At 61.9% G+C, this 12,510-nt stretch carries 10 protein-coding genes; all 10 read left to right on the forward strand.

Annotated features, from left to right (window positions below):
• The first annotated feature begins 45 nt into the window (after window positions 1-45).
• The 10 genes from BLR80_RS09190 to mutL all read left to right on the forward strand — a co-directional run bounded on the left by BLR80_RS09190 (window position 46) and on the right by mutL (window position 12,505).
• Window positions 46-879, forward strand: coding sequence for a dihydroorotate dehydrogenase electron transfer subunit (locus tag BLR80_RS09190; protein WP_092079043.1), 834 nt, complete (start codon window positions 46-48; stop codon window positions 877-879).
• Entirely contained in the window at window positions 876-1,835 is a 960-nt protein-coding gene (locus BLR80_RS09195; protein WP_092079046.1) for a dihydroorotate dehydrogenase, read from the forward strand. The genes BLR80_RS09190 and BLR80_RS09195 overlap by 4 nt, the downstream gene beginning before the upstream one ends.
• A 25-nt stretch (window positions 1,836-1,860) precedes the next feature.
• The gene (locus BLR80_RS09200; protein ID WP_092079049.1) at window positions 1,861-4,518 is read left to right on the forward strand and encodes a CBS domain-containing protein; all 2,658 of its coding nucleotides are present in this window, start codon (window positions 1,861-1,863) and stop codon (window positions 4,516-4,518) included.
• A gap of 21 nt (window positions 4,519-4,539) precedes the next feature.
• Window positions 4,540-5,211, forward strand: a complete 672-nt coding sequence (locus tag BLR80_RS09205; protein WP_092079051.1) for a site-2 protease family protein — start codon at window positions 4,540-4,542, stop codon at window positions 5,209-5,211.
• Complete coding sequence (locus BLR80_RS09210) at window positions 5,204-6,031, forward strand: segregation and condensation protein A (RefSeq protein ID WP_092079054.1); 828 nt, start codon at window positions 5,204-5,206, stop codon at window positions 6,029-6,031. The genes BLR80_RS09205 and BLR80_RS09210 overlap by 8 nt, the downstream gene beginning before the upstream one ends.
• Entirely contained in the window at window positions 6,031-6,582 is a 552-nt protein-coding gene (scpB, locus tag BLR80_RS09215) for an SMC-Scp complex subunit ScpB (protein ID WP_092079057.1), read from the forward strand. Before BLR80_RS09210 ends, scpB begins: the two co-directional genes overlap by 1 nt.
• Before the next feature lie 3 nt (window positions 6,583-6,585).
• Entirely contained in the window at window positions 6,586-7,323 is a 738-nt protein-coding gene (locus BLR80_RS09220; protein WP_245691447.1) for a pseudouridine synthase, read from the forward strand.
• 189 nt (window positions 7,324-7,512) lie between these two features.
• Window positions 7,513-9,564: a tetratricopeptide repeat protein gene (locus BLR80_RS09225; RefSeq protein WP_092079060.1), complete on the forward strand. Its 2,052-nt coding sequence runs from the start codon at window positions 7,513-7,515 to the stop codon at window positions 9,562-9,564.
• A gap of 27 nt (window positions 9,565-9,591) precedes the next feature.
• Entirely contained in the window at window positions 9,592-10,497 is a 906-nt protein-coding gene (locus BLR80_RS09230) for an ExeA family protein (protein ID WP_092079063.1), read from the forward strand.
• Window positions 10,498-10,672: 175 nt separating this feature from the next.
• Entirely contained in the window at window positions 10,673-12,505 is a 1,833-nt protein-coding gene (gene mutL / locus BLR80_RS09235) for a DNA mismatch repair endonuclease MutL (RefSeq protein ID WP_092079065.1), read from the forward strand.
• The last annotated feature ends 5 nt before the right edge of the window (window positions 12,506-12,510 follow it).

The following is a 12,510-nucleotide window of genomic DNA, read 5'->3' on the forward strand; positions in this document are numbered from 1 at the left end:
TTATTTCTTTTGGGTTTTCCGTATCTTCGCTTGCCGGGAGGTGCCATGCGCGATCTGGAAACAACCGTACTCTACAACCGGCCTTTGGCCGGCGAAACCTGGCAGCTGGGTCTGCTGGCGCCGGATTATGACCAGCTGGCCCGGCCGGGGCAGTTTGTCATGCTGCGGCTGACGGCCGGCAGTGATCCGCTGTTGCGCCGGCCCTTCGGTATTTTTCGCTGCCGCACCCTGCCGCCGCTGTGTACCGGCCAGGCGTCGCAACCGGCGGTGGAACTGCTTTACAAGGTGGTTGGCCGTGGCACCCGCCTGCTGAGTTCTTTGCACTCCGGTGACCGGGTGGCCCTGCTGGGGCCGCTGGGCCGCGGTTTTGATCTGACCGACTGCGCCCCGACCGCCCTGCTGGTGGCTGGCGGCATCGGTGTGGCGCCACTTTATCTGCTGGCCGAGCAACTGTTGCGACAGGGCCGGCAGGTGCGGCTGTTGCTGGGGGGGCGCCGCCGCGACGATATTCTGGCGGTTACCGAGTTCGAACGCCTGGGGGTGGAGACCTATGTGGCCACCGATGATGGCAGTCTGGGCGAACAGGGCCTGGTGACCCAGGTGCTGGAGCGCAAGCTGGGCCGTTTCCCCCAGGCCAGCGTGTTCGCCTGTGGGCCGATGGCGATGTTGCGGGCGGTGGAACGCCTGTGCCGCCAGGCCGCTGTGCCCCTGCAGGTTTCGCTCGAAGCCTTGATGGCCTGCGGCGTCGGGGCCTGCCTTGGCTGCGTGGTGCCGGGCCAGGCCCATCAGGAGGATCAGCCCGATTACCGCTGTACCTGCAAACAGGGGCCGGTGTTTGACGCGCAAGAGCTGTTGTGGCCGCAGGAGGATAGCCAATGAACCCGCCCGTATCCTGTCCGCTTGAGCAAACAGAAAACCCGCCCGTGCAGTTGGCTGTCGACCTGGCCGGTCTGCGCTTGCGCAATCCGGTTATGCCGGCATCTGGCACCTTCGGTTATGGTGAGGAATTTGCTCCCTATGTTGATCTGGAGACCCTGGGCGCCATTGTCACCAAGGGCATTTCCCTGCGCCCCAAGGCGGGCAATCCCACGCCGCGGTTGGCTGAAACGGCCTCCGGCATGCTCAATGCCATCGGTTTGCAGAACGTTGGTGTGGAGGCCTTCGCTCGCGACAAGGTGCCTTTTCTGCGCCAACTGCAGACGCCGGTGATCGTCAATTTCTTCGGCAACAGCCTCGACGAATACGAGCAGGTGGCGGCTCGTCTGGCCGAGATCGACCGGGTTGACGCGGTGGAGCTGAACATTTCCTGCCCCAATGTCAAGCAGGGAGGAATCGTTTTCGGGACCGATCCGGCCGCCGCCGCCGAGGTGGTGGGGCGGGTGCGCCGTCATCTGCGGGTGCCGCTGATTGTCAAGTTGACGCCCAACGTCACCGACATCGGTCTGATGGCGCGGGCGGCGGAAGATGCCGGTGCCGATGCCATCAGCTGTATCAATACCCTGACCGGCATGGCGGTCGATCTGCAACGGCGCCGTCTGCATCTGGCCAACAAGACCGGCGGTCTGTCAGGTCCGGCCATCAAGCCGGTGGCCCTGCGGCTGGTCTATCAGGCGGTGCGGGCCGTGTCCATTCCGGTGATCGGCATCGGCGGCATCGCCAGTGCCGAGGACGCGCTGGAATTTCTGCTGGTGGGGGCGCGGGCGGTGCAGGTGGGAACCGCCAATCTGGTCAATCCCGCTGTCATGGGGCAGATTGTCAGCGGAATGGAGGCGTTCTGCCGCGAACGGAACATTGGCGACATCAACGACTGGATTGGTTCCCTCCAGGAGGAATAGCGCGCCTTCGTGGCGCCAGAACGTCATGGATATCCTGACAACCCATGTCAATGCCGATTTCGATTGTCTTGGTTCGCTGGTGGCGGCCCAGCTGCTTTATCCGCAGGCGGTGACGGTCTTTGCCGGCGCCTGCGAACCGGCTGTGCAGGATTATCTGCGCCGTCACAATGACTGCGGTCTGCGTCTGAAACGCTGGCGCGAGATCGACCCGGCGGCGGTACGCCGACTGATTCTGGTCGATGTCAACAGCACCGAGCGTATCGGTCCGCTGGCGGCGCTGCTGCAGCAGCCACAGGTGCGGCTGCATCTGTATGACCATCATCCGCCGGAGGCCAATCTGCCGACGGCTGAACGGGCGCGGGTCGAGCGGGTCGGTGCCACGGTTACGCTGCTGAGTGACGAGTTGCGTCAACGTCAGCTGACGCCGAGTGCTGAACAGGCAACGGTGATGATGCTGGGGCTGTACGAGGATACCGGTAATCTGCTGTTTCCCTCGACTACCACGGCCGACTATGAGGCGGCCGCTTTTCTGCTCGACTGCGGAGCCAATCTTAACCAGGTGGCCGATGCTCTCAACCGGGAGCTGTCGGCCCTGCAGGTGGAGGTGCTGCACCAGTTGCTGCAGTCGCTGCAGCTGGTGTCCGTGGCCGGGGTCGAAATCAGCCTGGCGCAGGCGGCGGTGGAACGCTATGTCGGTGATCTTGCGGTGCTGGCGCACAAACTGCGCGACATGGAGAACCTTGATGCCCTGATCATCGCCGTGCGGCTGGAGGATCGCGTGTTTCTGGTCGGGCGCTCACGCCTGCCCGGCGTCGATGTTGGCCAGATTCTGGGCCATTTCGGTGGTGGTGGCCATCCGGCAGCGGCTTCGGCGACGGTGCGTGACCTGACCCTGGTCCAGGTGATGGAGACCCTGCCACAGGTGCTGGCCAGGCTGGTGCGTCCCAACTGGACTGCCGCCCAGTTGATGACAACACCGGTGCGGCATGTGGGTGCCGAACAGAGCCTGAACGAGGCGGCTGAGCTGTTGAGCCGCTATCATATCAATGCCCTGGTGGTGTGCGATGGTACCGGCGGCCTGGTTGGTCTGCTGACCCGTCAGACCGTCGAGCGGGCGGTGCATCATGGCTTGGCGTCGGTGGCGGTGGCCGAGTATATGAGCCGTGAATTTGGTCAGGTGACGCCACAAACACCGCTTGAGCAGGTGCAGCAGATCATTATTGACCAGCGTCAGCGTTTTGTGCCGGTTGTCGAGGCCGGTCGAGCGGTGGGCGTGGTGACCCGTACCGACCTGTTGCGCCATCTGGTGGCTCGCGGCCGTTCGCTGCGGCCTGATGCACCGATAGACGGCATTCAGCGCGATCGCCGTCATGTGTTGCGGTTGCTGGAGACGCGCCTGCCGCGTCGGATCCGTCAGTTGCTCGACGATCTGGCGCAGGTGGCCGAGGTCGAGGGGGTAAACATCTACGCTGTCGGTGGCTTCGTGCGCGACCTGCTGCTGGGGGTGGCCAACCTCGATGTCGATGTGGTGGTCGAGGGTAACGCCATTGCCTTTGCCGAAGCCCTCCAGCGTCAGTGCGACTGCCGGGTGCGACCGCATGAGAAATTCGTCACGGCGGTGGTGATTTTCCCCGATGGTTACAAGCTTGATCTGGCTTCGACCCGCACCGAATACTACCTGCAGCCCGGTGCCCTGCCGCTGGTGGAACAGGCATCCCTCAAGCTCGATCTCTACCGGCGTGATTTTACCATCAATACCCTGGCGCTGGCACTCAATGGTCCGCGCCAGGGCGAATTGACCGATTACTTCGGTGCCCAGCGTGACCTGCATGACAAGGCCCTGCGGGTGCTGCATAATCTCAGTTTCGTCGAAGATCCGACGCGCATGTTGCGGGCTGTGCGTTTTGAACAGCGGCTGGGTTTTACGTTGGGGCAGCATACGGCCCACCTGCTGCGCAGTGCGGTGCAGATGGGTTTTCTGCAGCGGGTCAGTGCCAGCCGGGTGCTGCATGAACTGGTGCTGCTGCTGGGCGAACCGCAGCCCGGCCGTGCCCTGGCGCGGCTGGTGGAGTTGGGGCTGCTCGACGCGATCAGCGAGGAGTTGCGTTTTGATGACAGCCTGCAGCAGCATTTTGTCCAGGCTGGCAGGGCCATCAATTGGTATGAGCTGCTGCCCGAGGTGGCGCCGCTGGAACACTGGCCGGTCTATTTCTTGTGTCTGTTGGCTGATCTGAAAACCACAGCGGTCGAGCGTCTCTGTCAGCGGCTCGGTATGCCGCAGCGCTACCGTCGGTTGTTTGTTGAGCAGCGTCACGAGGCCTGGCCGCAGTATCACCAGCTTGAACGGCTGGGGCAGCGGGTTGAACAGTTGTGTGGCAGCGAACTGGCCCGCCTGCTTGATGGTCTGCCGGTGGAGCTGCTGCTGCTGGGCATGGCGCGAACCCGTCATCAGCCGGTGCGGCTGGCGTTTTCCCGTTATGTCACCGGATTGCGCTGTCTGCGGCCAATGCTTGATGGCCGGGATCTGCAGCGACTGGGTTGCCCTGCGGGTCCGCTGCTGGGTACCCTGCTGCGGCAGCTGCGCGATGCCCGGCTTGACGGCCAGGTACATACCCGGGAAGAAGAGCTGGCCTGGGTGCGTGTTCAGCTGGCGACCCGGGAATTGACGAAAGAAGAGCGCTGAGCGCCCGTTGCAGGAGAATGCATGGAAGATATTCTGGTCAAATGTTCCATTATGCTGGTGCCGGCGCTGCTGGCGGTGACCGCGCACGAACTGGCCCACGGCTACGCCGCCGACCGGCTGGGCGATCCGACAGCCCGGCTGCTGGGACGGCTGACCTTCAATCCGTTGCGTCATCTTGACCTGTTCGGCACCCTGGCGCTGCTGTTGGTTGGTTTTGGCTGGGCCCGGCCGGTGCCGGTCAATCCCGGCAACCTGCGCAATCCCCATCGGCACATGCTGTGGGTGGCCCTGTCGGGACCGCTGGCCAATCTGTTGTTGGCACTGGCTTCGGCGCTGCTGCTGCGCCTGCTGGCGCTGGTGCCGGACACCGCCGTGGTGGAACTGCTCAGTCGCCCGCTGGCGCTGATGGCGGCCTTCAGTCTCTACATCAACCTGATTCTGGCGCTGCTCAACCTGATGCCGGTGCCGCCCCTTGATGGCGGCCGGATTCTGGCGGCACTGCTGCCGCCGGCCTGGGCCGCCCGCCTGCGCCAGATCGAGCCCTTTGGTCTGCTGCTGGTGATCGGGCTGATCTTTTTCACCGATCTGTGGTCGCTGCTGTTCGCGCCGGTGATTCTGGCGGCGGTGGCGCTTTTGGCCGGGCCGCAGGCGGCGGTGGTCGCCGAGGTGATGCGCTTTCTCTTCGGTGGCTGAAACCGCTGGCGCCGGGCACTATGCCGTGCGGTTGGAGCGGTTTGAAGGACCGCTGGACCTGCTGCTGCATCTGGTGCTGAAGAACGAGGTCGATATCTACGATATCCCCATCGCCACCATCACCGCCCAGTATCTGGACCATCTGGCTCTCATGAAGGCTCACCAGATCGATGTTGCCAGCGAGTTTCTGGTGATGGCGGCCACCCTGCTGCACATCAAGTCGCGTACCCTGTTGCCGCGTCCGCCGGCCGAGGAAATGGTCGAAGAGGTTGGTGAGGATCCGCGTGCCGAACTGGTGCAACGCTTGCTGGAATATCGCCGTTACAAAGAAAGCGCCGCCGCGCTGGAGCGTTATCCCCAGCTGGGACGGGATGTTTTTGCTCGCCCGGCGCTGCCACCTGAGGTGTCGGACCTGGCTGATGAGGTTGCCAGTCCGGCAGCCCTCGATGTCAGCCTGTTTGACCTGGTGGAGGCTTTGCGGCGGGTGCTGCGTGAAAAACCGCCTGAACCGGTGCATCTGTTGCCGATGGCCCGCTATAGCCTGGCGCAGGCGCTGCACCGCCTGCGCCAGGCCCTGCAGGGACGACAGCGGCTGAGTTTTGCCGAGCTGTTCGCGCCCTGTCCCGATAGGGGCTGGGTGGTGATGTGCTTTCTTGCCATGTTGGAACTGGTGCGGTTACGCTGGCTGCGACTTGTACAGCTGGAAAGCGGCGGGGCTCTTTATCTGCAGCCGGGAGCGGCCCTGCAGCAGGGCCGCTGGCCCGACGAGGGGCTGCTGGCGCCCTTGCTGCGGCCGTCGATGACGAAGGCGGAACCCTGATGGACCTGGCGGATATCAAGGCGCGACTTGAAGCGGTGCTGTTCAGCAGCGATGCTCCCTTACGTTTCGAACGGCTGGAACAGCTGCTGCAGATTGAGGGTGCTCCGCTGCGGCGGGCCCTGCAGCAGTTGCAACAGGACTGCCATCAGCCAGGACGCGGCCTGCTGTTGCAGGAGGTGGCCGGCGGCTTTCAGCTGCGGACGCGGCCGGAATATGCTCCCTATGTGGTGCGTTTGAGCCGTTCGCGGGCCCTGCGACTGTCGCCCGCAGCACTGGAAACCCTGGCGATAATCGCCTATCGCCAACCCATTACCCGTGCCGAGATCGAATCGTTGCGCGGGGTTGATTCCGGCGGCATTGTCCGCACCCTGCTGGAAAAACAGCTGGTGCGGCTGGCGGGCAAGAAGGATGTGCCGGGCCGGCCGCTTCTTTATGCCACCAGCGCCCGTTTTCTCGAACTGTTTGGTCTGAAGGATCTGTCCGACCTGCCCCGGCTGCAGGAACTGGCTGGCGATGAAGACCCTGGTGTTCACCCGCAACTGGATTTGTAGACCATGACCGCAAAACTGACACAGCGGCTGCAGAAACTTATCGCCCAGGCCGGATTGGCCTCCCGCCGGCAGGCCGAGGACTGGATTGTTCAGGGTCGGGTCACCCTTAATGGCCTGCCGGCGCAACTGGGCGATCAGGCCGATCCGGCGCGCGATCGGATCTGCATCGACGGCAAACCACTGAAGATGGCCGAGCCGCTTCATTATGTCTTGCTCAACAAGCCAGTAGGCTATGTCACCACGGCCCAGGACCCTGAAGGGCGGGCCACGGTGCTTGATCTGGTACGCGAAGTGCCCGTGCGGCTTTTCCCTGTCGGACGGCTTGATCTCAATACCGAGGGGTTGTTGCTGCTGACCAATGACGGGCTTTTGGCGGCGCGCCTGCAGCATCCGCGTCATGGTGTCACCAAGGTCTATCGTGTCAAGGTGCGCGGCCAACTTGACGAGCAGCGTCGTCGTCAGCTGGAAGAAGGGGTGCGCCTGGATGACGGCCTGACGGCGCCGGCCCGCATCCGCCGTATCCGCCGCTCGGCCCACAACAGCTGGTTTGATCTGGAACTGCACGAAGGCCGCAACCGCCAGGTGCGGCGCATGTGCGAGGCGGTCGGCCTGGCGGTCAGTCATCTGCAGCGTGTGCAATTGGCTTTTCTTGAACTGGCGGAGCTGCCCGTAGGTCATTGGCGCTATCTTCGTGCGACGGAGGTTGATCAGCTGCGGCGGCTTTGCGGCCTTTTTTCATGAAGTCAGGTAATTCTATGAACGCAGGTAGTGGTTTAGCTTGTTAAATAAATGTTTTTGTTGGGGAAAATCCCGACAATGTGCTTGACTCCGACCGTCGGACTGTTTTAAGTTAAAAAGAATTTTTATTTTCAGCTTCCATGCGTCTGCTGCACTGACGGCATTGTCCTGAATGCGACAACGAGGTAGAACGTGGCAACGAAAGAAAAACACCTGGCTGCGGCCCAGAAATTTCTGCAGAAAAACAACCTGACGCGGGCCATTCGGGAATACGAGCAAATCGTTGAACTCGATGGCAGGGATTTCCGCAGTCGCCAGAAACTGGCCGAACTCTACAGCCAGACTGGTGAAGCGGAAAAGGCGCTGGGACAATATGAACAGGTGGCCCGTTATTACGCCGATCATGCGTTTTATCTCAAGGCCATTGCGGTTTACAAACAGATGCAGAAACTCAGCCCTGCCAGTGGCGAATACACCCTGAAACTGGCACGGCTCAATGAGCAGCAGGGGCTGGTGGGCAACGCTCTGGCCGAATATCGCCTGCTGCTCAAGCAGCACGAACAGGCGCCGGATCTGGCTGCGGCGATTGAGGTGCTGCAGGCCATGCAGCGCCTTGATCCGGACAATTCCGCTATCGGTGTGCGTATCGCCAGCTACTGTGCTCAGCTTGGCCGTCAGCAAGAGGCTCACCAAGCCTTCTGGGCGGTGGAGCAGAAGGTCTCCGGTCAGGGCGATTTCAAGCAACTGCAGCGTCTTTACGAGTATTTCATGCAGCTGTGGCCGCAGGATCTTGCGATTCAGACGGGCTATGGCCGGGCTCTGCTGAATCATGGCGAACCCCTTGGTGGTGTGCAGTATCTGGCGGATCTGCATCGCCGCCATCCTGAAGCGGCCGAGGTGTTGTCGGCCCTGGCCGAGGGGCTGCGTCGCTGTGGCGAGTATCGTCAGGAGGCTGCCTGCCTGGCCAAGCTGCAGCAGTTGCAGCCTGGGGGACTGGACGTGTGCCGGCGTCAGGCCCAGGCGTTGATCGACGCTGAAGACTTTGAGGCCTGCTTTTTGTTGTTGGAACCGCAGCGTAAGGCTTTTTTTGCCGCCGGTGAGGCGGCCCGGATCAAGCCCTTTTATGAACGGCTGCGGCAGGAGGCGCCGGAAAATCGCGAGATTCTCGAAGCCTTGCGGGCGGTTTACGAAGAGCTGGGCGAGGGCGAGAAGCTGTTCGATGTGCTGTCCGAGGCGACCGCACCGCCGACTCTGGCGGCCGAAACGCCGGCCGATGTGCTTGATTTTAATAGTATCGATTTTGAAACCCAATCGGCAGTGGGTGACGACAGTTTTGAGGACTTGGCCTTCGATCTGGTGGATGAGTCCGCACCGTCGGCTGCGACCGAGTTCGAGGACCTGGCCTTTGATACCCTGGACGAGCCTGCTGAAACGGCACCGGCGCGGCCAGCGGCTCGCCTGGATTTGCGAGCTGAGCTGGAAGAGGTCGATTTCTACCTGCAACAGGGCCTGATTGACGAGGCTGCCCAGGCCTGTGACCGGCTGCAGCAGGCGGCACCGGACAATGACGCAGTTCGCCAGCGCCTGGAACAGATTGCCGGCCGGCGTCAACGGCCGGAAACAGCCACTGTACCAGGGCCTGTCACCACTTCTTCTGCGGCGCCCGCCGCCCTACCCACTTCTGCGGAGGTGCCGGAATCTCTGCCGCCGGCGGGTGGGACGGCTGAGGATTTGTTTGCCGACCTTGATCTGTCGTTGGGGGACGATTTTCAGCTGGAGGCAGCGACCGAGTTGGCCGATTCCCAACGGGGTGTTCAGACGGTGATCGCCGATGAGGATACTGATTCCGCCTACAATCTGGGCATTGCCTACAAGGAAATGGGTCTGTATGACGACGCTATCGCCGAATTCAACAAGGCGATGAGGGATTCGCGTCATCGGGTGGCCAGTCTTTGTCTCAAGTCGGCCTGCCTGGTCGAGCAGCAGCAATACGATGCCGCCGAGGAGGCGTTGACCCGTGGACTGTCCGACAGCGGCCTCACGCTGCAGGATCGTATTGTGCTTTATTATGAAACCGGCATGCTCTACGAGGCCTGCCAGCGCTATGCCGACGCACTGGCCAGTTATCAGGTGGTGGCAGATAAGGATGCGGATTTTCGCAATGTCCGTCTGAAGATTCGCGAGCTCAAGGCGTTGGTGGGAGACACGGAAACAGCGGCGGAGGAGCGGGTATCCTACCTGTAGCCTGCAGCCTGGCAGTGGACGGAGTTCATGAGTTATCTTGAGCACTTTGGTCTTGAGCGTGAGGCTTTTTCCAACGCTCCCGATGCCCGTTTCTATTTTGACAGTGTTCAGCACGGTCAGGCGCTGGTGCGGCTCAAGCGGGTGGTCGATGCCAACAAGGGCTTGGCGGTGCTGGTGGGCGGGATCGGCTCGGGCAAGACGACCCTGGCACGCCGCCTGCTTGATGGCCTCGATCCACAGCTGTATGAATCATCTCTGCTGGTGATGGTGCATTCGGGGGTCACCTCCGACTGGTTGCTGACCCGCATTGCCCTGCAACTGGGGGTTCGCCAGCCGGAAACCGAGCGGCTGGCGTTGATCCGCCAGCTCTATGACCGGCTGCTGGAGATTGATGATCAGGGCCGACGGGCGGTGGTGCTGATTGATGAAGCCCAGATGTTGCAGACACGGCCGCTGATGGAGGAGTTTCGCGGGCTGCTTAATCTGGAGATTCCCGGCAAGAAGCTGCTCAACCTGCTGTTTTTCGGTCTGCCAGAACTGGAGGACTGCCTGCGGCTGGACGAGCCGCTGGCCCAGAGGGTGGCGCTGCGCTATTATCTGCGGCCATTGAGCGAAGAAGAAACGCTGGCCTACATCAAGCACCGTTTGCGGGTTGCCGGGGCCGCCAGCATGGTGTTTTCCGCCGCGGCCGTGGCACAGATCTATCGCTACAGTACCGGTGTCCCCCGGTTGATCAACACCCTGTGTGACAACAGCCTGTTTGAGGCGTTTCTGCAGCATCAGACGGTTGTTTCCCCGACTCTGGTCGAGGCGGTTGCTGGTGATCTGGGGCTGACACCGCAGTTGTTGGCGGCCGGCCAGCAGGCGGTGGCGCAGCATCTGAGCAAGATTGAATCCTTGCTGGCCCGTCTTGAACAACGGCGCGGCAGCTGAGGCATTACCGGTTTCGCTCCGGTTTGCGCCGGCGCCGATTGTTGTTGTTCCCGTTTTTCCCGGCCTGACGGTTGACCGTCGGGCCGTTTCTGTCCCTTAGCGCTTGTCCCTTGTGACCGTTGACTCGACTGTTGGCAGACGATGTCTTGTCGCGGCCGGGACCAGAAGGCTTTCCATGTCCAATCGCATAGCGATTCTGCCGGAAAAACTGTGCAACCAGATTGCTGCCGGCGAGGTGGTTGAACGACCGGCCTCGGTGGTGAAGGAGCTGGTGGAAAATGCGCTGGATGCTGGCGCACAGCAGATCACGATCGAAATTGAGCTGGGTGGCCGCCGCCGTATCCGGGTGAGTGACGATGGTTGTGGCATGAACCGCCAGGACGTGTTTCTGTGCTTCGAACGTCACGCCACCAGCAAGATTCGCACGGAGGCCGATCTGTTCGCCCTGCATTCGCTGGGGTTTCGCGGTGAGGCGCTGCCGTCCATTGCTGCTGTGGCCCGCCTGACTCTTGCCAGCCGTCATGCCGATGAGGCTGTCGGCATGCAGCTTGAGCTCGAAGGCGGGGTGGTCAGACGGGTGCAGGAAATCGGCCGGCCGGCCGGCAGCTGTTTCGATGTGCGCGATCTTTTTTTCAATCTGCCGGCCCGGCGCAAGTTTTTGCGGCAGGCCGAAACCGAATTCGGTCATATCAGCGATGTGGTGACGCGCCTGGCCCTGGCCTATCCGGCTGTGCAGTTTCGCCTGCTGCACAATGGCCGTAAAATTCTCGACTGTTACCGTCACCAGTGTCTGCTTGATCGCATCGCGGCGGTGCTCGGGCAGGAGCTGGCTGGCGGATTGCTGGCCATCGGCGGGGGGCAGGGTGAACTGAGTCTCAGTGGTTTTATCGGCACCCCCGAACTCAGTCGCTCCACGAGCCAGCAGCTTTATACCTTTGTCAATGGCCGCTATCTGCGCGATCGTTTGCTGCACCATGCCCTGATGGACGCTTACCGGCAAGTGCTGCTGAAGGGGCGCTATCCGGTTTGCGTCCTGTTTCTGACGCTGCCGTCGGCCCAGGTGGATGTGAATGTGCATCCCACCAAGCACGAGGTGCGTTTCCAGCAGCAACAGCAGGTGCACGATTTTTTGAGTCAGCAGGTACGTGACCGTTTGCGTCAGGCACTTTCGCGCAGTCCCGAGCCGCCGCCGTTCCCTGTTCCTGCCGTTGCTGCTTATGTCCCCTGTATCCTTGAGCCTGAAACGGCGCCGACCGGGCAGGCCTGTGCGGTGGCCGAGCGGGTGGCGGAAACCGGCGCTGCCGTGGAGAACTACCGTACAACACCGCTGCCGGCGGTCAGTGTCCCCTCGGCTGTCAGACTGCCGCCGCCGCAGCAGACTGTTGTGCAGCAGGATGTTTTGCCTCTGCAGGAGGGTTTTTTCAGCCATCTGCGGCTGATCGGTCAGCTGGGGCGCAGTTATCTGCTGTGTGAAGACGATGGCCAGACCGGGGATCTGCTGCTGATTGATCAACATGCTGCCCATGAGCGGATCGGTTATGAACATCTGCGCCAGCAGTACGAGCAGCAGAATCCGGTGGTGCAGGAGTTGCTCTTTCCCGTCGTGCTTGAACTGAGCCTGGCGGAACAGAGTCTGATGCAGAATCATCAGACCGCTTTGACACGGCTGGGTTTTGTGCTGCATCCCTTTGGTGGCCGCAGTTGGTCGCTGACAGCGGTGCCGGCCCTGCTGGCCCAGGCCGATCTGCCACAGTTGGTGCGTGATATGCTGGCGGAACTGGAGCAGTGGGGCAGGGCGGCGGCCGAAAGGGATGCCCTTGACGCCTTGTTGATCCGTCTGGCCTGTCATACGGTAGTTCGAGCCAATGAAACGCTGACCATTCAGCAGATGCGCGGTCTGCTGCAACAACTTGACCAGGTTGATTTCAATCGCCACTGTCCCCACGGCCGGCCGGTCATGCAACGGCTGCAACGTCATACCATCGAAAAGCTGTTTCATCGCCAATGATTGGA

Origin of the sequence: Desulfuromonas thiophila (genome assembly GCF_900101955.1) — a bacterium.
GTDB lineage: Bacteria > Desulfobacterota > Desulfuromonadia > Desulfuromonadales > Desulfuromonadaceae > Pseudodesulfuromonas > Pseudodesulfuromonas thiophila.